The sequence below is a fragment of the Microcoleus vaginatus FACHB-2002 genome (genome assembly GCF_040004035.1).
Classification (GTDB): Bacteria; Cyanobacteriota; Cyanobacteriia; order Cyanobacteriales; family Microcoleaceae; genus Microcoleus; species Microcoleus vaginatus_C.
The window spans coordinates 25,529-45,696 of sequence record NZ_JAMPLN010000043.1 but is presented as its reverse complement, the minus strand read 5'-3'; the positions used below and the strand labels follow the sequence as shown (position 1 = coordinate 45,696).

Annotated in this window: 17 protein-coding genes; 10 read left to right on the top strand and 7 right to left on the bottom strand. The window is 43.7% G+C overall.

Annotation, left to right across the window (positions count from 1 at the left end; all coding sequences use genetic code 11):
- From NDI35_RS25525 to NDI35_RS25515, 3 genes are all read left to right on the top strand, one after another.
- Positions 1-2,438: PAS domain S-box protein (locus tag NDI35_RS25525; protein WP_445315167.1), on the top strand; the 2,438-nt coding region annotated here is incomplete at its 5' end.
- The gene (locus NDI35_RS25520) at positions 2,435-3,811 is read left to right on the top strand and encodes a hybrid sensor histidine kinase/response regulator (RefSeq protein ID WP_445315166.1); all 1,377 of its coding nucleotides are present in this window, start codon (positions 2,435-2,437) and stop codon (positions 3,809-3,811) included. The genes NDI35_RS25525 and NDI35_RS25520, both read left to right, overlap by 4 nt.
- Positions 3,812-4,034: 223 nt before the next feature.
- Positions 4,035-5,048 carry an alpha/beta hydrolase family protein gene (locus NDI35_RS25515; protein ID WP_445315165.1) on the top strand — a complete coding sequence of 338 codons (1,014 nt, stop codon included), beginning with the start codon at positions 4,035-4,037 and terminating at the stop codon, positions 5,046-5,048.
- Positions 5,049-5,267: 219 nt separating this feature from the next.
- On the opposite strand, the gene NDI35_RS25510 is transcribed toward NDI35_RS25515, so the two are convergent.
- The 5 genes from NDI35_RS25510 to NDI35_RS25490 are packed head-to-tail and all read right to left on the bottom strand — an operon-like array spanning position 5,268 to position 10,133.
- The gene (locus tag NDI35_RS25510) at positions 5,268-5,783 is read right to left on the bottom strand and encodes a helix-turn-helix domain-containing protein (RefSeq protein WP_445315164.1); all 516 of its coding nucleotides are present in this window, start codon (positions 5,781-5,783) and stop codon (positions 5,268-5,270) included.
- Between the two features lie 24 nt (positions 5,784-5,807).
- Positions 5,808-7,904, bottom strand: coding sequence for a SpoIIE family protein phosphatase (locus tag NDI35_RS25505; protein WP_445315163.1), 2,097 nt, complete (start codon positions 7,902-7,904; stop codon positions 5,808-5,810).
- Entirely contained in the window at positions 7,901-8,893 is a 993-nt protein-coding gene (locus NDI35_RS25500; protein ID WP_445315162.1) for an ABC transporter substrate-binding protein, read from the bottom strand. Before NDI35_RS25500 ends, NDI35_RS25505 begins: the two co-directional genes overlap by 4 nt.
- A complete protein-coding gene (locus NDI35_RS25495; RefSeq protein ID WP_445315161.1) occupies positions 8,890-9,882 on the bottom strand; it encodes an ABC transporter substrate-binding protein in 993 nt (330 codons plus the stop codon). The genes NDI35_RS25500 and NDI35_RS25495 overlap by 4 nt, the downstream gene beginning before the upstream one ends.
- Positions 9,883-9,917: 35 nt before the next feature.
- Positions 9,918-10,133: a hypothetical protein gene (locus tag NDI35_RS25490; RefSeq protein WP_445315160.1), complete on the bottom strand. Its 216-nt coding sequence runs from the start codon at positions 10,131-10,133 to the stop codon at positions 9,918-9,920.
- Positions 10,134-10,398: 265 nt separating this feature from the next.
- Between NDI35_RS25490 and NDI35_RS25485 the strand changes: the two genes are divergently transcribed.
- The 5 genes from NDI35_RS25485 (at position 10,399) to NDI35_RS25465 (ending at position 15,729) form a co-directional block, all read left to right on the top strand.
- Positions 10,399-11,970, top strand: a complete 1,572-nt coding sequence (locus NDI35_RS25485; RefSeq protein ID WP_445315168.1) for an NAD(P)H-quinone oxidoreductase subunit N — start codon at positions 10,399-10,401, stop codon at positions 11,968-11,970.
- A gap of 266 nt (positions 11,971-12,236) precedes the next feature.
- Positions 12,237-12,728, top strand: a complete 492-nt coding sequence (locus tag NDI35_RS25480) for an OsmC family protein (protein ID WP_445315159.1) — start codon at positions 12,237-12,239, stop codon at positions 12,726-12,728.
- Positions 12,729-12,838: 110 nt separating this feature from the next.
- Positions 12,839-13,438, top strand: a complete 600-nt coding sequence (locus NDI35_RS25475) for a Uma2 family endonuclease (RefSeq protein ID WP_445315158.1) — start codon at positions 12,839-12,841, stop codon at positions 13,436-13,438.
- 262 nt (positions 13,439-13,700) lie between these two features.
- On the top strand, positions 13,701-15,311 hold the full coding sequence (locus NDI35_RS25470; protein WP_445315157.1) for a cyclic peptide export ABC transporter: 1,611 nt from the start codon (positions 13,701-13,703) through the stop codon (positions 15,309-15,311).
- On the top strand, positions 15,301-15,729 hold the full coding sequence (locus NDI35_RS25465; protein ID WP_445315156.1) for a GNAT family N-acetyltransferase: 429 nt from the start codon (positions 15,301-15,303) through the stop codon (positions 15,727-15,729). Before NDI35_RS25470 ends, NDI35_RS25465 begins: the two co-directional genes overlap by 11 nt.
- Positions 15,730-15,731: 2 nt before the next feature.
- On the opposite strand, the gene NDI35_RS25460 is transcribed toward NDI35_RS25465, so the two are convergent.
- Positions 15,732-16,091, bottom strand: coding sequence for a Spx/MgsR family RNA polymerase-binding regulatory protein (locus tag NDI35_RS25460; RefSeq protein ID WP_445315155.1), 360 nt, complete (start codon positions 16,089-16,091; stop codon positions 15,732-15,734).
- 78 nt (positions 16,092-16,169) lie between these two features.
- The gene (locus tag NDI35_RS25455; protein WP_445315154.1) at positions 16,170-16,613 is read right to left on the bottom strand and encodes a DUF4332 domain-containing protein; all 444 of its coding nucleotides are present in this window, start codon (positions 16,611-16,613) and stop codon (positions 16,170-16,172) included.
- A gap of 395 nt (positions 16,614-17,008) precedes the next feature.
- Between NDI35_RS25455 and NDI35_RS25450 the strand changes: the two genes are divergently transcribed.
- Positions 17,009-18,397 carry an aminopeptidase P family protein gene (locus NDI35_RS25450; RefSeq protein ID WP_445315153.1) on the top strand — a complete coding sequence of 463 codons (1,389 nt, stop codon included), beginning with the start codon at positions 17,009-17,011 and terminating at the stop codon, positions 18,395-18,397.
- A gap of 58 nt (positions 18,398-18,455) precedes the next feature.
- A complete protein-coding gene (locus NDI35_RS25445; protein ID WP_445315152.1) occupies positions 18,456-20,141 on the top strand; it encodes an adenylate/guanylate cyclase domain-containing protein in 1,686 nt (561 codons plus the stop codon).
- The last annotated feature ends 27 nt before the right edge of the window (positions 20,142-20,168 follow it).

Sequence of the window (20,168 nt, the reverse complement as noted above, 5' to 3'; positions counted from 1 at the left end):
TTCTTTATTTGGAAAATAATTTGACTGAGGGGGCTTTTACTACCGATCGCCTAGAATTGTTAAAAGTTTTATCTGCACAAATTGCTATTTCTATTGAGAATGCTCAACTTTACGATCAATTAGGGGAATACTCGCGAACGCTGGAACGTAAGGTTATAGAAAGAACGCAAGAATTGGAACAGGAAATGGCTGTCAGAATACAGACAGAAATAGCCTTGGGCAAGTCTGAGGAAAAGTTTTCTACAGCCTTTCGTTCCAGTCCTAACCCGATCGCGATCGCCCGGTTTGCAGATGGACGCTACATTGAAGTGAACGACAGTTTCCTCAGCACTTTTACTTACTCTCGCGAACAGGTAATTGGTTTTACAGCAATGGATTTGAATCTTTGGGTTAATTTAGAAGAAGGTGACAGATACCAACAACTATTACAAGAATCAGGAGTGATTCGCAATCAGGAATTCGATTGTCGTACTTCATCAGGCGAGGTGAGGAAGATGCTGGTATCAGCAGATATTATTGAGCTGGGTGGAGAAGCGTGTATTCTCTTAGTCACTAACGACATTACCGATCGTCAAAGGGCAGAAGAAGCGCTCAAAGAAAGCGAGGCTAAATACCGTGACTTAGTTGAAACATCGCAGGATATGATTTGGTCAGTTGATGTTGAAGGGCGTTATACCTTCGTCAACGCTGCCGTCCAACAGATTTTTGGCTACTGCCCTGAAGAAATGATAGGGCGAAAATTCACTGATTTCAAGCCACCTGAACAACTTGCCAAAAATAACGAGATATTCCAACGTATGCTGAATGGAGAGTCCGTTTTTCAGTATGAAACTATACACTTAGCTAAAGACAGCAGACCTATTAATCTCCGGTTTAATTCAATTGTAGTGCGGGATTCCGAGGGAAATATTCTAGGAATAACTGGCACAGCCAGCGATATTACGGAGGGCAAAAAAGCAGAGGCAGCCTTACAACAAGCCAAAGAAGTTGCAGATGCGGCTAACAAGGCCAAAAGTGAATTTTTATCAAAAATGAGTCACGAATTGCGAACTCCCCTCAATGCAATTCTCGGCTTTACCCAAGTGCTGGGACGCGACTCATCCCTTTCTCACATACAGCAGGAACAGATAGGCATCATTAGTCGTTCTGGCGAGCATTTGCTGACGCTGATTAATGACGTGCTGGAAATGTCTAAAATCGAGGCAGGTCGGATTACCTTAAATCCTACTAGCTTTGACCTGTATCATTTGCTCCATTCTCTCGAAGAAATGCTCAAACTCAAAGCTAATTCTAAAGGTTTACAGCTCAGTTGGCACATCAATTCTAACATTCCTCAGTATGTAAAAACTGACGAAAGCAAATTGCGTCAAGTCTTAATTAATCTGCTAGGAAATGCGATCAAGTTTACTACGAAGGGAAGTGTGACACTTCGGGTTACAGCAATTAGTGAGAAACAAAAGTCCCCAACAGACAACGAACCACGGACTATTACGTTTGAAGTGGAAGACACTGGCTACGGCATTGCTCCTACTGAGATAGGCTCTCTATTTAAGGCTTTTGTACAAACTGACGCGGGTCGGAAATCTCAAGAAGGAACTGGCTTGGGTTTACCCATCAGCCGACAATTCGTACAACTTATGGGAGGAGATATTACCGTCAGCAGTACCTTGAATCGAGGAACAATTTTTAGTTTTGATATCCAAATTAGCTCCCCTGAGATGGCTGAAGTTCAACCTCGACAATCAAGAAGGCGGGTAATTGGTTTAGAACCCAACCAACCCTCATATCGCATCTTGGTGGTTGATGATAAATGGGAGAGCCGTTTGCTATTGGTTAATCTTCTCGAACCGCTTGGCTTGGAGGTGCGCGAAGCGGAAAATGGTCAAGAAGCTATTACAATCTGGGAAACTTGGAAACCTCACCTAATTTGGATGGATATGCAAATGCCTGTGATAGACGGGTATGAGGCTACCAGACAAATTAAAGCCCAGATTCAAGATGAGGCTACCCCGATTGTTGCGTTGACCGCTAGCGCTTTTGAGGAAGAGCGAGCCATTGTTTTATCATCAGGCTGTGACGATTTTGTGAGCAAGCCTTTTCAAGAAGAAGTTATTTTTGCCAAAATGGCTGAACATTTAGGAGTACAGTATATTTATGAAGATTTACCGAACTTTACATTATCTCAGCTTGAGGGTCAAGACTTGAGTGTAAAAGAAGGAGAAAAAACTGAAACTTTAAGGACAACTTTGGCGAGAATGCCTACGGAGTGGGTGATACAATTACATCATGGAGCTATCGATGCTGATGCCGACCTGATTTTAAGTTTAGTCGCCACAATCCCTGAAGCCGATACTTCTTCTGCGGAGGTTCTCACCGATTGGATTCATAATTATCGATTTGATAAAATTACTGCCTTAACAGAAAAAATTATCCCATGAACAGCCAGCAATTAGAATCTCATGTTGCCAATCTTTTAGTGGTTGACGATACCCCCGACAACCTGCGTCTTTTATCTACTATGTTGAGGGACAAAGGATATAAAGTTCGGGGCGTAATAAACGGGGAAATGGCATTAAAAGCATCGCGTTCAACCCCACCAGATTTGATTTTGCTGGACATCACGATGCCCCAGATGAACGGCTATGAAGTTTGCCAACACCTAAAAGCGGATTGCAGAACTTCGGGTATTCCAGTTATTTTCTTGAGCGCCTTAGATCAAGTATTGGATAAAGTCAAAGCATTTGCTGTGGGAGGAGTAGACTACATCACCAAGCCATTTCATTTAGAAGAAGTTTTAGCTCGTGTCGAAAATCAACTAACTATTCAGCGTTTGCAAAAAAAATTGCACGAGCAAAATGCGCGATTGCAGGAGTCTGAAGCTAAAGAGCGGAAGAAATCCCAACAACTAGAGCTGGCTCTACAACAGTTACAAAATGCACAAGCTCAACTCATCCAAAGCGAGAAAATGTCAAGTTTGGGGAATGTCGTAGCAGGGGTAGCTCACGAAATTAACAATCCGATTAGCTTCATTAAAGGGAACCTCTGCCCCATAACGGAGTACACTGAAGATTTGCTGAGGCTGGTGCAACTCTACGCAGAAGATTTTCCCAATCCCACAGCCGCTATCCAGGAACAACTGGAGGCAATCGATTTCACTTTTCTCAGGAATGACTTGCCGAAGCTAATTGCTTCTATGAGCATAGGAGCTGACAGAATTGGAGAAATAGTGCAATCGCTGCGGAATTTTTCCCGACTCGATGAATCTGAGTTGAAAGCGGTGGATATCCATGAAGGACTTGAAAGTACACTGATGATTTTGCAGCATCGGCTGAAAGATCGAGCAGACCAAACGATAATTAAAGTGGTCAAAGAGTATGAGGCTCTGCCAAAGATAGAATGCTACGCAGGGCAAATGAATCAGGTTTTTATGAACATCCTGATTAATGCGATTGAGGCGTTGCAGTCACAAAAAAGTTGGGAAAAAGAGCCGGATGATAACAGCCCCATCCCTACTATTACTATTTGCACGAAGTTACTCTCCGATTTTCAAGTGGGTATTTATATTACTGATAATGGGCCGGGCATAACAGAAGATATTCAACAACGCATATTTGAGCCATTTTTTACAACGAAGAAAGTGGGCCAAGGAAAGGGTTTGGGGTTATCGATTAGCTATGCTATTGTAGTGGACGATCACGGCGGGCAACTCCGTTGTTTTTCGATACCGGATCAAGGGGCGACATTAGCCATCGAAATTCCGATTCACCACTCTAAAAAATGTTTTGCTAAAGAAGATTTGGTCGGGTTATAAGCCACACTAAAATCCAAGTAGTCAAAAAGGGTGTAAAATCAGGAAGCGTGTTTATTTATGAGTCAGTTTATTGGCACTTTTTACACAAATTTATATTAATCAGAAGTTGATACTTTTAGTCACAAAGTCCGAAACCTTTTCCGGCAACAAGCCTTAAATTACCAACGATCGCCGACTTGCTTTTTTTTCACTAGCTTATGCACGCACTCTAAAACCCAAAATAATGATGAATTTCCACCCTCATTTTTTTTCGGCAAAAACCCTAGCAATTGTTTGTGCAATTGCTGCGTTTGTTGTCCTTGCTAGCAAAGTCTTTGCCACAACAATCGATTATGCACCGCCATTTAAAGAAACTAGCTTTTACAGTACGACGATATCTGCTAATAAGGATTTAGCTGACATTTATTATCCTAAACCCTCCGATCTTAATTCGGGTAATTACTCTTTCCCCATTGTACTTTTATTGCAAGGTGCGCTTGTAGATAAATCATTTTATTCAGATTACGCTAGCCAGGTAGCGCGGTACGGCTTTGTGGTAGTCGTTCCGAACCATTTGCGCCCTTCGCCATTCAATCCCAGTTCACCCCCTAATTTGGCGTCGGAAACTTCGCAAATTGCGGCGGTTTTGTCTCAAATGGCGATCGAAAACACGAAGCCCACATCTCCGATCGCGTCTGTTATCGATACGCAGCGCCTTGGTTTATTGGGTCATTCTTTTGGTGGTGCAGTCGGGTTATCAGTGATTGCTAACAAATGTCTCCCAGAATTGTATTTGTGTCAAGAGCCATTTACGCGCCCGAAAGAACTATTAGCGGGTGCATTTTTTGGAGCTAACTTGCGGAATCCCATTGGTAATGAATTTGTACCCATCGCTAATGATGGCATTGCAGTGGCGTTGATTCAAGGATCTATCGATGGTGTCGCCCTGCCCGATCGATCTCAAAGCACCTTTGACCAAATTCAAACACCACCCAAAGCTTTGATTACTGTTATGGGTGCAAATCACTTCGGCATTACCAATGTTAATAACCCCGCTGGTGCGATGCCCGATCGCAATACTGCTACCTTAGAGCGAGCCGTGGGTATTGAAACGATCGCCCGTTGGAGCGCGCTATTTTTGCGGGCAAATATGCTTAAAGATCGATCGGCATTTGATTATATTTACTCTCAAGGTGACGCCCTCGATCCGAATGTCCGTGTTACCACCGTTGCAGTTTCCAAACCATCTTCTAAGTAGCTCCACCTAAAAAAAACGTAAGATAGATTAAGGCTAATATAGCAATACTAAATCCGTCGTAAATTTTTTCTCCCACCCCAACTCTCCCCTTATCAAGGGGAGGAAGTAAGAAATTAACAAATGATTCGAGGAGTGCTATAGTTGTCTAAATAATAAGCTTTTAAATACCCTTTTACTTGACCTATTAATTTTAGTTTAAAAGCTGTAATCTTATTTCTTTTAATCGTTTTTGACCAAGGTTTTTGAAGTCTTTTTAAACTCAATGGCTGCCTCCTGAGCTTTTTCGTTACTCACAGGCTTGGGTTCCTTTAAGTTGGCTTTCATGCGATAGTGTACTTGCTTGTGTAATGTTTGATATTTGACTGAGACGTGATAGTTCTCTTCTACCCATTGACCAATTTCTTTATAAGTCTTAAAATCACAGGACTCTTCACTTAACTTTTCTGATAGTCCGGCTATTACCGCTGAGGGAATTACTCGGGGTCTACCAGTTGCTTGCCGTATTTTTAATAGTTCTGGCATACCGCCAGCAGTATATTGTGTTAACCATCTATGTACAGTAATTCTATGTACACCTAAACGTTCAGCTACATCTGTAAGGCTTTGACTCGCTCCCGTTTTTAACCAATAAAGTGCCTGAATTTTTTGTTTATTAGGTAGATTTCGCTGCTCGGACAGAATTATTTTTAACTCGTCTGCGGTTAAATCAATTCTTTCTTGGTAGTTTACTTTCATAAAGTATTCCTCAAACTTTGTTCTTCATTGTAGCATTTCTTTGGAAGAGTTAATATTATTAACTAAATTTCCCTTTTCAGTAACGTCAGCCTGCAGCTTAAAGACTAGCAACGTAATATCATCAAACACTTTCTGCTTACCGATATGTTGCCGCACATCTACAATCACCGCATCCTTAACTCCTGCTGCAGACTTGTGCCAATTTTGACTAATTACTTGACACAATTGCTTCAGTCCATACTGCTTTTTGCGGATGTTATAGGCTTCTGGAATCCCATCAGTATAAAGCACCACCCCATCTCCAGGTTCTAGCTCAATCAGGACGTGACTGATGAAGTCTGCGATATCATCATCTAATGCGATCGGGAAGCCTAACTCCATCGTGTCGATGCGCTCAACATCTCCATTTTTTCGCACAACAAGCGTTTCTTCATGCTGACCGCTGATGCTGATCAGTCCTTCGGAGTAGCTCAAAATCGCCAGCGTCAGACTTTTCTCAGAATTCATGCGCTGCACGTTTTTGTAGAGGGTACGGTTGAGTACATCCAGGAATCGAACGGGATCTAGTTCACGAATCTCTTGCAGAGTGCGAACTGAGGTTTGCGCCATCAGCATCAGAATGCCGCTTTCCAGGCCATGTCCGGTGACATCACCTATAGCCAGTGTGACAACACCATCGATCTGTAGCACGTCGTAGTAGTCGCCTCCCACTTCATCAGCGGGTTCCATGTATCCAGCGATATCTAGTCCGTCAATTTCGAGTTCTTCAGGGTTAGGCAAAATCATTTGCTGGATCTGACGCGCCACATTTAATTCTGCACCTAAGCGGAGGTTGTCTACTTTGAGTTTTTCGTTGAGGGTAATGATTTCCTGATTAGCATTAGCAAGTTCTGCTGTTCGTTCTTTAACTTTGTCTTCGAGGGTTTCAAAGGATTCTTGGATTTGCCTCGCCATGCTGTTGAAGGATCGTGCCAGCAGACCGATTTCGTCTCGCGATCGCATCTTCACACGCATATCTAAGTGACCCGCCGTAAATTGGGCAACCGCTTGGGTGAGGTAAATCACAGGCTTTGTTAATAGTTGTGCGATCGCAAAAGCGATGATAGTTACAATTGTGGCGATGATTGCTAATAAAAGAAGTGCATCACGTATTTGTTTTTCTACAGGTGCTAGGGCAACGGCAATGGGTTGTGCGAAGAGGACTGACCAAGGTTTATATTTCAGGTGGGCGATCGCTAAGAGACTCAACTCATTATTACCCGTAGCTGCCAATCGTGTGGTTAAATAGGGCTGTTTAGTGTCTAATGCTTGCTTGAGGTCGGGCAAATTGATTGTAAGTTCTTTCGTTAGAGTCTTAGGCAAACGCCCTTCGCGTTGCAGTTTCGCTACAACATTGGGTGACAAAGGCACAATCGATTTGAAAAGGAGTTCAGGTCTAGTGCTATGTGCCAGATGGATATAGTGTTCATCTAAAAGAACTGCTAAGGATTTCGCACCTGCGTGTTCAGTTTCGCGAGTCACCAACTGCTGAACAGATGTGGCATTGTATGTCACCCGCAATACACCCAATATATTTCCCTTCGCATCGCGAACAGGACTACTAAAGAAGAGCGTAACGAGGTTGGGAATTGTCGGCGATTGTCTAATACTAGAAACAAAAGATAGTTGAGTTTTGAGCGGTTCTTGGAAGTAATCTTGACCGGATTCATCTCGTCCAACATCCGGTGTATTCGTATCTAGTACATTCCGTCCCTCTAAGTTGAGCAAGGCATAGGAGATAATATTAAGCATATCTTTGCGACTGAGCCTGGTTAAGGTTTCAGTCGCTAACATCTCTTGGGGACTACCATTTCGCCGTTCTGGAGGGAGATCCAGATAGGCAGCCAAACCTGGTAAAATCGCTTCTACGCGCACGGCATTGAGATTCGCATCGATAAACCCATCTATTCTGTTAGCGGTTTCGTGAGCCTCTGCATATAGGGCTTGTCGTGCGTTGTCGGTCAATGCCTTTTCAGTTGTTTGTTTGTTGATAAATGCTAACAGCAACAATGGAATCAGAGCAACGACGAGAAACGACACGATTAACTTTATACGAATGCTGTTGAAAAAGGAGCGCTTCATGGTTTCAGGCTAGGAGGAGGGGTTAAGAAAGAAGAATTAAACAAGGTTTTTAGATTGGGAAGGCGCGTCACATTGCCAGCGCGAATAAAAAAGTCCGCATATTTCTTGGCGGTTTTGGAGATATAATTAGGACTGTGTGATTGAAAGAACTTTTGATTTTCTGCAAAATCAGTGAGGTCTATTCCCTCGAAAGAGATTGTATCGATGGGAATATTCAACGCTTTGCTCACGAGCTCGTTTCCTTCGGGAATATTGGCTTCCCAATATGACAAGCCTTGAAGCCAGCCTCGGACAAAGGCGCGAATATCTTCGGGGCGATCGCGTATCACCTCACCCCGAAACGCGATCAAATCCAAAATTAAGCCTGGGGTTTGCTTGCTGGTAAAGAGGATATCGGCCCCTAATTTTAATGCTTCAGAAAGATGCGGTTCCCAAGTGTGTCCTGCTTGGATAGCATTGTTTTGTAAGCGCTGGGGAACTTCTAAACCATCAACTTTAACCAGGCTAACATCATCGCTCGTCAGCTTAGAGATTTTCAACATCTCACTAACGAAGACTTCGCTAAAGCCGCCTAGATTTGCACCAAGCTTTTTTCCTTTCAAGTTAAGAATTGTTTTAATGTCCGATTGCGCGACTACCACATCTGCACCTGTCGATTCAGACACAACCATCACAGCTTGCATATCAGGATTTGTGGCACTCAAGATTATAAAATCGCCCAAAGTCAATCCGATCCCATCATACTTCCCTGCACTGAAATCTGCTTGTTGCAATTGTAAATAGTCTACATAGCTCAGTTCCACCTCTATTCCTTGCGCTTTGAAGAATCCTTTCTGTTGAGCAATGATGCCAGGTCTATGGCCCACAAAAGAGATACAACTTACTTTCAGGGGAGGAGGTTTTACTTTTAGAGCTTCCGGGGAATGACAAGCAAACAGCAGCCAGCAGGTAATAATAATAAAGATGCTGTTGAAAAACGAGCGCTTCATGGTTTCAGACTAGGAGGGGGGGTTAAAAAAGAAGAATTAAACAAGGTTTCTAGATTGGGAAGGCGCGTCACATTGCCAGCGCGAATAAAAAAGTCCGCATATTTCTGGGCAGTTTTGTAGATATAATTAGGGCTGTCTGATTGAAAAAACTTTTGATTTTCTGCAAGATCAGTGAGGTCTATTCCCTCGAAAGAAATTGTCTTGATGGGAATATTCAACGCTTTGCTCACGAGCTCGTTTCCTTCGGGAATATTTGCTTCCCAATAGGACAAGCCTTGAAGCCAGCCTCGCACAAAGGCGCGAATATCTTCGGGGCGATCGCGTATCGCCTCACCCCGAAACGCGATCAAATCCACAATTAAGCCTGGGGTTTGCTTGCTTGTAAACAAAATTTTTGCCCCTAATTTTAATGCTTCAGAAAGATGCGGTTCCCAAGTGTGTCCTGCTTGGATAGCATTGTTTTGTAAGCGATCGGGAACTTCTAAAGCCTCGACTTTAACCAGGCTAACATCATCGCTCGTCAGTTTAGAGGTTTTCAACATCTCAGTAACGAAAACTTCACTAAAGCTGCCTAGATGTGTACCAAGCTTTTTTCCTTTCAAGTTAGGGATTGTTTTAATGTCGGATTGGGCGACTACAACATCTACACCTGTCGATTCATCCACAACCATCACAGCTTGCATATCAGGATTTGTGGCACTCAAGATTATAAAATCGCCCAAGGTCAATCCGATCCCATCATACTTCCCTGCACTGAAATCCGCGTCTTGCAATTGTGAGTAGTCTACATAGCTGAGTTCCACGTCTACCCCTTGCGCTTTGAAGAATCCTTTCTCTTGAGCAATGATTAGAGGTGTATAGCCAACAAAAGGAACACAAGATACTTTCAGGGGAGGGGGTTTTACTTTTAGAGGTTCCGGAAAATGACAAGCAAACAGTAGGCAGCCGGTAATAATAAAGATACAGATGAAATTGAGTAGTTTAGACATACTATATAAAGCATTCCTGGTGTAGAAAAGGCGACTCATATTTTCTGGAACCCGATCGACCTAAGTGCATCCTCCGCAATCGCCGCTAAACCTGTTGTGGTGGCTATATCTAGAACAAGCTTGCCCGATCGCACTTTTGCCAATTCTACTAACCGAGTTGCAGCCTGTTTGTGAAATTCATTCTCGTAGTCGGGGCGGTTGTTGAAGTCATTGAGAATCTGCCGTTTATAGGCACTTAGCGAGTCAGTCATGCCACATTACTGGTTTAACTTTCTACATTGTGGCAGTTATGGTCGATCGCGACTCTCCTCGCAGGTGACATCAGTCGGCAATCTCTACAATGCCCGCAAATGTATGCAAAACCGCTACCGAGTATCAACTCTCCGGCAACAAACACCCGCCCAACTGGGATCGCGAAGCTGTAATCCGCTACAATCTGTGTTTGGTAAAGAATTTTTACAAGTTCACAGCCCATTACAGCCTTTGCGGCTTGTACTACCCAACCTGCCTGAAAATATGGATTTTGCTACTCTTGCTGCCCAGCTAAATGCTGGAACTATCTTGCCAGAGGGAATTGTCATCATCACCCTCTTGGTGGTTCTCGTCGGCGATTTAATCGTAGGCCGCAGTTCCTCGGGTTGGACTCCCTACGTTGCCGTTGCGGGTTTGCTGGCCGCCGTCGCTGCTTTGTGTTTGCAGTGGGATAACACGGATACCATCTCGTTTCTGGGCGGTTTTAACAGCGATGCCTTGAGTTTAGTGTTTCGCGGAATTATCGCTTTGAGTACGGCTGTCACTATTTTGATATCCGTCCGCTATGTACTGCAAACGGGTACTGCTTTAGCGGAATTTATCGGCATTTTGCTAACCGCTACTTTGGGGGGAATGTTCCTCAGCGGCGCTGATGAATTGGTGATGATTTTTATTTCGTTGGAAACTCTGAGTATCTCGTCTTATTTGCTGACGGGTTACACAAAACGCGACCCGCGTTCCAATGAAGCTGCTTTGAAATATTTGTTAATTGGGTCGTCTTCTTCGGCGGTGTTTCTCTACGGGCTGTCGCTGCTGTACGGCTTGTCTGGCGGCGAAACTAAGCTGAGTACGATCGCTGCTAACCTTTCTACTGTGGATGAAGGTCAATCTCTCGGTTTGGTGATTGCTTTGGTTTTTGCGATCGCCGGAATCGCCTTCAAAATCTCTGCCGTTCCCTTCCACCAATGGACTCCTGACGTTTACGAAGGTTCTCCTACACCCGTTGTTGCCTTTCTTTCTGTCGGTTCCAAAGCAGCCGGTTTTGCCCTAGCAATCCGCTTGTTAACAAGTGCTTTCCCCGCACTTATCGAACAGTGGCAGTTCGTGTTCACGGCCTTAGCCATTCTCAGCATGGTGTTGGGAAATGTGGTTGCCCTCGCTCAGACTAGCATGAAGCGGCTTTTGGCTTATTCGTCGATCGCCCAAGCCGGTTTTGTGATGCTGGGTTTGATTGCAGGAACAGAAGCCGGTTACTCCAGCATGATATTTTATCTGTTGGTTTACCTGTTTATGAACTTGGGCGCTTTCGCCTGCATCATCCTGTTCTCGCTGCGGACTGGAACCGACCAAATTAGCGAATACTCGGGTTTGTACCAAAAAGACCCGCTGTTAACTTTAGCCTTAAGTATTTGCCTGCTTTCTCTTGGTGGAATTCCGCCCCTGGCTGGATTTTTCGGCAAAATCTATCTGTTCTGGGCCGGCTGGCAAGCAGGACTTTACGGCTTAGTTATTCTGGGATTAATTACCAGCGTAGTTTCGATTTACTACTACATCCGCGTTGTGAAGATGATGGTAGTAAAAGAACCTCAAGAAATGTCAGACGCGGTAAAGAATTATCCCGAAATTCGCTGGAACCTTCAGGGGCTGCGGCCTTTGCAAGTCAGCGTTGTACTCACCTTGGTTGCGACAACATTAGCGGGCATTTTGTCAAACCCTTTGTTTAATTTGGCTAATGATGCTATTACCAAAACTCCCATCTTGCAGTCTGCATTGAGTCAGGTGCAACCTGTGGTGGCTGCGAAAGTTGAATCGAATTTGGTGTCTCGCCGGGATTAATTATTCCTGGTTTTGAAATAGTGGAAAACGCCTGACTCTTTGAAGTTGGGCGTTTCTTTTTTGTTGTGATATACTTAGGACTAAGGCCAACTGGGGACTATCGAGTTGTAGGGTGCGTCAGACTTTCATTATCAACGGGTAATCAAGAGTTGACGCTCTGACGCACCTTACTAATTATGACACTTGCGTAACTCCTGATACTGTTAATTATGATTTTTAAGCGCAGATTCACGCTGATTAACGCAGATAAAAGTGGGTAATTGAGAATGACTAAAGAACACGTCTACCGCATCAACACTGTTTGGACGGGTGCCAGTCAAGGTTCTACTTCATCTTACGACGCTTATTCTCGTGAGTATGCCATAAATATTGAGGGTAAGCCGCCATTTGTGGGTTCGGCAGACCCGACTTTTCGGGGCGATGCTTCTCTGTACAATCCCGAAGATTTGTTGTTGATGGCACTGTCAGCTTGTCATATGTTGAGCTATCTTGCTTTGTGCGCTCGTGCTCGGATTCGGGTAGTCTCTTACTCGGATGCAGCGACGGGCAAGATGGCACAAAAGAATGGAAAGATTCGGTTTACCGAGGTAATTTTGCATCCGCTGGTAACAATCGAAGCTGGTGACGATTTGGAAAAAGCCCGCAGTTTGCACGACAACGCACATCATGTTTGTTTTATTGCTAATTCGGTGAATTTTCCAGTGCTGCATGAAGCAACAGTTATGGAATTAAACAGTTCTGGAACCAATGCCATATAAAATTGGGTGCAATATCTCAAATCGCACCCTTTCAAGCTACCTGAAAATTTGCTATCATATTCTATAAAATCCTCCGTCGTTAAAAATTAGTCGCAACTGTAGAGGTAAAAATGTTAGTAGAAAATAAGCAAAAAATTTATACTCTAGATGAGTACCGGGAGTTAGAGGAAACTGCTGAGTTTAGAAATGAATACCGCGATGGAGAAATTGTACAAATGACTGGTGGTAGTATTAATCACAGCCGGATTATCCGAAATTTGAGTAGAGTCTTGGGAAATTTGCTTGAGGGGCAGCCCTATGAGCTTTTTCACAACGATTTGCGGTTGTGGATTCCTCGGTACCGACGGGGAACTTACCCGGATGTAATGGTGATTGAAGGAGAACCCATTTTCAACGAGGGACGCAGTGATGAGATTCTCAATCCTGTGCTAATTGTGGAAGTGCTTTCTAAGTCTACCAAGGATTTCGATCGGGAGGATAAGTTTCGGTTTTATCGATCGATTCCTCAATTCCGTGAATATGTATTAGTCAGCCAATACGAATTGTTAGTCAAACAGTATATTAAAACTGAATCTAATCAATGGTTATTTCAGGAATATGAGGGAGAAACAGCAACAGTTTCTTTTGCTTCCTTGGGAGTGCAAATGTCGATGAACGAGATTTATGCAAAAGTAGTATTTGAAACCGAGGAAACGGAAGTACAAGAATAAAATTAATGCTATATAGCGATTCTAAATGAATTGTGTAATTGTTGTAGGGGCAAACCCCCCGTGGTTGCCCCGATCCGTGGGGGGGTAGGCACGGGGAGTAGGGGTAGCACTACCCCTACATATTTTTACAACTGATGCGAGGATTGCTATATATCCCCGACTTCTGAATCAAATTCATTGGCGAGCGAGATTGTAACCAAGAAGTAGGGGATTTGCTTGGTTTATTCCAGAGTTTCCAAATTTAAATTAAGAGTAAAATTAGATGAATGTAATTTGGTTACTGTTAAAGGCTTCTTGGTTAAATGTTTCCATCGCCATACTCACAGGCTTAATCAGCGGCGGTTGCAGCGCTATGTTAATTTCCCTAATTAATCGGGCAATCAGCGACAATTCCAATGCTAATTTAGTCTGGTATTTTGCGGGATTAGCAATCTTGGCTCTTTTGAGTGGCTTTGTCTCCCAATTTTTGTTAATCTACCTTTCTCAAGAAGCTGTTTACAATCTGCGGCTGAGTTTGAGCCGTGGCATTTTGTCTACTCCTTTGCGGAATTTGGAAGAGTTGGGCGCTAACCGCTTGCTGGCAACTCTCACAGATGATGTGGGAACGCTTTCTAATACTATATTTTTGATTCCTTTTCTCTGTGTTGATATCGCCGTTGTTGTCGGCTGCTTAACTTATTTAAGCACGATTTCGGGGACGGTTTTTGTTGTTGTATTTGGTTTTCTGGTGCTGATGATTGGCACGGTGCAGTTGTTGCTCAGCAAAATGCGGAAATTTTTCGATTTAGCCAGAGAAGAACAAGATATATTATTTAAGCATTTTCGCAGTATTACTGATGGAATTAAGGAGCTTAAACTGCATTCCTTGCGCCGCCAAGAGTTTTTTACGGAACAATTGCAGGTGAGTGCTGATGCTTCCCGCGATTATAACGTGACTGCTTTGAATACTGGTGCAGTTGCGATTGGAGTCGGGCAATTGCTATTTTTTATGCTGATGGGTTTGCTGTTATTTGCTTTACCGAAGTTTGTGCCAGTTTCTACTCCGGTTTTGTCAGCTTACATTCTGACAAGTACCTATTTAATGTCTCCGTTTCAGAATATTTTGCAAAGGTTGCCGGCGATTTTTCGTGCTAATACTTCGGTGGAAAAGATAGAGAGAATGGGATTGGCTTTGGCGAGTCAAGCTGAGATAAATTCAACGGTTAAACCGTTTCAAACTGCTGAGTGGGAGACATTGGAGTTAAAGGGAATAATTCACAGCTATCCGGGAGAAAAAGAAGATAGCAATTTTAGTTTGGGCGAGCTAAACTTGAAGTTTCATCCGGGTCAATTGGTGTTTATAATTGGGGGAAATGGCAGCGGCAAGTCTACTTTAGCTAAGTTAATCACTGGTTTGTACATTCCTGAATCGGGAAAAATTCTCCTAGATGGTCAGCCAATTACTGAGGAAAATCGAGAGTGGTACAGGCAGCATTTTTCTGCTATTTTTTCGGATTTCTATCTGTTTGAAAGGCTTTTGGGGATGACTAATCATGATTTGGACAAGCAGGCTGCTGAATATTTGCGAGAGTTTCATCTGGAGAATAAAGTTCAGGTGAAAGACGGAGTTTTGTCAACTACGGCTTTGTCTCAGGGACAGCGAAAGCGGCTGGCTTTGCTGACGGCTTATTTGGAAGATAGACCGATTTATTTGTTTGATGAATGGGCTTCTGATCAAGATCCGTTTTTCCGGGATATTTTTTACAAGCAGTTGCTACCGGAGTTGAAGCGGCGGGGGAAAACGGTGTTTGTGATTAGTCACGATGACCGCTATTTTGATTTAGCCGATCGCGCAATTAAACTAGATTACGGTAAAGTAGAGTATGACCGATAAAATGGATAACTACCGAATTGTCGAAACTTTGACCGAAAGCCAGGTTTCCGACTTGATGGATTTGTATAAAAACGAGTTTTGGAGCGACAAGCGGACGCGGGAAGATGTTGTGAAAATGCTGGCGGCAACTGATGTTATCATTGGTTTTGTCGATGAGAGCGATCGGCTAATTGGCATTACCCGCGTCATTACCGATTTCGTATACAGAGCAATGATTTTTGATGTGATTATCAAGCCGACACATAGAAAGATGGGACTGGGTGCGAAGTTGATGGATGCGGTTTTAACTCATCCCGAACTGCAAGCTGTCGAGCATTTTTATCTTAATTGTTTGCCGAACATGATGCCGTTTTACGAGCGTTGGGGTTTCTCGGATGATATGGGCGAACTTAAGTTTTTGCGGCGCACAACAGGCTGAGCTCAGCTTGTTGAAATGCCCAATCTTTCTCGAATTACGTCTTCTTTGAAACCAACTAAAACAGCCGTTCCATCTTTCACGAAAAGAGGACGTTTCAGCAGCATCGCATCCTTTGCAAAAGCCTCCACCCACTGTTCGCTAGTCCAATTATTCTTGTCGTCGCCCAAAGCGCGGTAAGATTGACCGGAAGTATTTCGCATGGGTTGAAAACCCAAAGCAGCTACCCAGCTTTGAATTGTTTCGCGACTCGGCGGCTGTTCTTTTGTGTTAATGAACTCGTAATTAACATCGCTATCTTTGAGCCACTGGAAAGCTTTTTTGCAGGTTCCGCAGTTGGGGATTCCGTAAACTTGAATTGACATAATAATGATTGTTGACTGTTGACTGTTGACTGTTGACTGTTGACTGCTGGCTAATAACAACTAACAACTGACTACTGACTACTGACTACTGACTAATCTAGCTTGTTGAACCCATTTTTGCACGCGATCGACTGAAGGAGTCAAGTCATTGCGCTGCATTGTCGCTACGTGCAGCCTTAAAACTTGTTGGTGCAATCTTTCCACGGGCATTTGAGCCAATTGAGCCGGAGAAGCAACGCCCGCGTGCAGTAACAGCCCGCAATACTGACACCCTACACTTGGAATTCGAGCCAAATTTGCCATCGCTACCCATTTATTAACATATTGAATGTTAATCTGTAATTGATGGGCTAGCAACACTTTCGCCGCCTGCGTTTTCGTCATGCGAATTAGTTGTCCGGTTGTGGTGATGCTGCACTCTTCCAGTTGAGATTGGTTTTCCTTGCTCAATCCCGGTAAATGTGCGATCGGCCAATCGCTTACTTGCGCTGAAGTTTGAGGAGCTTTGTGAGAAATTTTCATGTTTTTGCAGTTAATTTTACTTATACTTTAAAGTCTAAAAGATCAAACCGTCAATATAGGCGATCGCTCACGTTACCCAATCAACAAAAACCAGATCGAGGAATTTGATTAATTGCAGGTGTTGTGACATTTCTGCTAATTGCCTGCCGAGTAGCACCTTGAGCCTGTTTTCCTGCCTGTGGTTCAGGCTTACTGCTTAACCAAATCATCCCGGCGATGACGACGAAGACTATAAAAAAGACAGCCTATAAATGCTAGCAAAAAAGAAGTCCTAGATGAGAATTTTCTCAAAAATGGCTGCCAACTTGGCAGTCAGAATTTTAGTGCTTTAATGCTGAGAATGCAAAAACTTGTGGCTGACTGCAAACCTAACTCAAAATAATCGGTTTTTACCCATGACAATTACACAAGGTTATGATTTGTTAACTAATACTTTACAGCAACGGCGGCAAAAACTGGCTAGTTTAATTAATTTTCCGGTAATTCTCTGGTCTGGCCGCAGCATTCCTCGCAATTATCCGGCACTTACTTATCCCTTTCGTGCCAGCAGTCACTTTCTATATTTTGCTGGTTTGCCCTTAGAAAATGCTGCCATTCGCTTAGAATCGGGCAAATTAGAATTGTTCTTAGATGACGCACCTGCTAGCAGCACTCTTTGGCACGGAGAAATGCCGAAAAGAGCAGAAATTGCCGAACTAATTGGGGCTGATGCTGCTTTTCCAATGGCCGAATTGAAAGCCCGATCAACCAATGCAGCAACGATCGCAGTTCAGGATTCTTGGACTCAGTTGCAACAGTCTCAAATTCTCGGTCGCCCTCTGGTACCGCCCAACTCGCCAACAGGAATCGACCTAGAATTAACTCAGGCGATCGTATCTCTGCGCTTGAGCCATGATGCAGGCAGTTTGGCCGAATTGCGTCAAGCTGCGGCTGTTACTGTAGAAGCTCACAAAGCGGGGATGGCGGCAACTCGAAATGCTCAAATTGAAGCAGGGGTGCGCGCTGCAATGGAAAGTGTCATCATCTCCAAAAATATGACCTATGCCTATCCTAGTATCGTGACTGTGCATGGAGAAGTGCTGCACAGCGAACATTATCACAATCCCCTACAAACCGGAGATTTGCTGTTAGCAGATGTTGGTGCGGAAACATCAACAGGATGGGCGGCTGATGTGACTCGAACTTGGCCGGTTTCTGGCAAGTTTTCTCCGACTCAAAGAGCGATTTATGATGTTGTTTTGGCAGCACACGATGCTTGTATTGATAAAGTTAGTCCGGGGGTGGAATATCAAGACATTCATCTGTTAGCTGCTCGAATTATGGCGGAAGGATTGGTTGATTTGGGCATTTTGCGGGGCAATGTTGAAGATTTGGTGGAAATGGATGCTCACGCGCTATTTTTTGTACACGGTATCGGACATTTAATCGGTTTGGATGTTCACGATATGGAAGATTTAGGAGATTTGGCTGGCTATGAAGAAGGAAGAACTAGAAGCAGTCGGTTTGGGTTGGGATTTTTGCGGCTGAATCGAGTTTTGCGGCCGGGAATGCTGGTATCGATCGAACCGGGATTTTATCAAGTTCCGGCAATCTTAAACAACCCAGAAAACCTCGCCAAATATGAAGATTGCGTAAAGTGGGAGGAGTTGGAAAAATTTGCAGATGTGCGGGGGATACGCATAGAAGATGATATACTTGTCACCGAAAAAGGTAGAGAAGTATTGACAGGCAAATTGCCGACAAAAGCTCCGGAGATTGAGGAGTTAGTGGCGGTAAATACGTAAGTAGAGCCGAGTTCGATCGCACATACGCAGTTCTATACAGGTGTGAAAAAAGATAAAAATGAATAAAGGTTGGCCAACAAATCTTTTGATATTAGCTAAAAAACTGGTTTCGCAAGTCAGAAAATTCGTAGCACTGATACTTCCACGCATTGTTCGCAAACCTGTATCCTCGCCGCCGCCCATGCAAGCTGCACCTTTGCCCAGCAACGAAGAAGAGAGGCTAGAAGCACTTCATCGCTACGACATTCTAGATACAGAGGCCGAAGCAGCTTTTGACGATCTAACAGCTTTAGCCTCCTATATTTGCGGCACTCCTATTGCTTTAGTAAGTTTGATAGATTCTAACAGACAGTGGTTTAAATCAAAAGCAGGTCTGGAAGTGCCCGAAACTCCGAGAGAGTCAGCTTTTTGCGCCCACGCTATTTTAAATCCCAACGAATTGCTAGTTGTACCCAATGCTCTAGATGACGATCGCTTTGCCGCCAATCCGCTAGTAACTTCCAATCCAAATATTCGGTTTTATGCTGGCGCGCCGCTAGTAACTCCTGACGGTTATCCGATCGGCACTTTGTGCGCGATAGATACAGTTCCTCGTAATCTCACCCCACAACAGCTAGAAGCCCTGCGGACTTTAGGACGGCAAATTATCAACCACATGGAGTTGCGAATAAATCTCACTAAATTAAAGCGCGCACAGATCAAGAACAAACAAGTAGAAGAAAAGCTGCGTTCTACAGACGAGCAAATTGTCAATTTTTTAGAAGGAATGAGTGATGCTTTTTTTGCTTTCGACACCCAGTGGCGATTTACTTACGTCAATTACAAAGGATCGCAATTTTTGCAGCGCTCGCAGGAAGAACTTTATGGTAAAAATTTTTGGGAAGAGTTTCCAGAATTCGTAAATTCTGATTTTTATAAAGAGTATCATGAAGCTGTAGCCAAACAAATTGGAGTGGCTTTTGAAAAATATTATTCTCCCTTAAAAGTGTGGTTGGAAGTCAGGGTTTTTCCTTCTCACGACGGCATTTCTGTGTTTTTTCATGATATAACTAAACGCAGGCAGATGGAATCTGCACTCAGGAAAGAACAGAAAAAAACTGAACGTTTACTGCTAAATATTTTGCCCGAACCGATCGTCCACAGGTTGAAGTACAAACCGGGGGTGATTGCAGACAAGTTTGAAAAAGCAACAATTCTTTTTGCTGACTTGGTGCATTTTACCCAAATTTCTACCACCATGTCCGCAACTAAATTAGTGTACTTGCTGAATGAAATTTTCTCAGCTTTTGACCAACTGAGTGAGAAGCACGGCTTAGAAAAAATCAAGACGATCGGGGACGCTTACATGGTAGCAGCCGGTATTCCCATTGAACGCCCAGACCACGCAGAGGCGATCGCCGAAATGGCGCTGGATATGCTAGTAGCAATTGAGAAATTAAATGTGAAGCTAGACGCGAAATTTGAACTCCGCATCGGGATTAATAGCGGCCCGGTGGTAGCGGGGGTAATCGGGACTAAAAAATTCATTTACGATTTGTGGGGAAATGCGGTGAATACAGCCAGCCGCATGGAATCTCACGGCATAACAGGTCGCATTCAAGTCAGCCGCTATACTTATGAGTTGCTGCAGGATAAATATGAATTTGAAGATCGTGGCTTGATCGAGATTAAAGGTAAAGGGGAAATGCAGACTTATTTGCTGACGGGTAGAAAAATAGGAAGCGAGCTCAAAATCTCAGAGTAAATAAAACTAAGACTTGAAAGTAACTGA

Coding starts and splice junctions, on each gene's coding strand:
- NDI35_RS25520 (WP_445315166.1), top strand. CDS start 2,435: ATGAACAGCCAGCAATTAGAATCTCATGTTGCCAATCTTTTAGTGGTT.
- NDI35_RS25515 (WP_445315165.1), top strand. CDS start 4,035: ATGATGAATTTCCACCCTCATTTTTTTTCGGCAAAAACCCTAGCAATT.
- NDI35_RS25510 (WP_445315164.1), bottom strand. CDS start 5,783: ATGAAAGTAAACTACCAAGAAAGAATTGATTTAACCGCAGACGAGTTA.
- NDI35_RS25505 (WP_445315163.1), bottom strand. CDS start 7,904: ATGAAGCGCTCCTTTTTCAACAGCATTCGTATAAAGTTAATCGTGTCG.
- NDI35_RS25500 (WP_445315162.1), bottom strand. CDS start 8,893: ATGAAGCGCTCGTTTTTCAACAGCATCTTTATTATTATTACCTGCTGG.
- NDI35_RS25495 (WP_445315161.1), bottom strand. CDS start 9,882: ATGTCTAAACTACTCAATTTCATCTGTATCTTTATTATTACCGGCTGC.
- NDI35_RS25490 (WP_445315160.1), bottom strand. CDS start 10,133: ATGACTGACTCGCTAAGTGCCTATAAACGGCAGATTCTCAATGACTTC.
- NDI35_RS25485 (WP_445315168.1), top strand. CDS start 10,399: ATGGATTTTGCTACTCTTGCTGCCCAGCTAAATGCTGGAACTATCTTG.
- NDI35_RS25480 (WP_445315159.1), top strand. CDS start 12,237: ATGACTAAAGAACACGTCTACCGCATCAACACTGTTTGGACGGGTGCC.
- NDI35_RS25475 (WP_445315158.1), top strand. CDS start 12,839: ATGTTAGTAGAAAATAAGCAAAAAATTTATACTCTAGATGAGTACCGG.
- NDI35_RS25470 (WP_445315157.1), top strand. CDS start 13,701: ATGAATGTAATTTGGTTACTGTTAAAGGCTTCTTGGTTAAATGTTTCC.
- NDI35_RS25465 (WP_445315156.1), top strand. CDS start 15,301: ATGACCGATAAAATGGATAACTACCGAATTGTCGAAACTTTGACCGAA.
- NDI35_RS25460 (WP_445315155.1), bottom strand. CDS start 16,091: ATGTCAATTCAAGTTTACGGAATCCCCAACTGCGGAACCTGCAAAAAA.
- NDI35_RS25455 (WP_445315154.1), bottom strand. CDS start 16,613: ATGAAAATTTCTCACAAAGCTCCTCAAACTTCAGCGCAAGTAAGCGAT.
- NDI35_RS25450 (WP_445315153.1), top strand. CDS start 17,009: ATGACAATTACACAAGGTTATGATTTGTTAACTAATACTTTACAGCAA.
- NDI35_RS25445 (WP_445315152.1), top strand. CDS start 18,456: ATGAATAAAGGTTGGCCAACAAATCTTTTGATATTAGCTAAAAAACTG.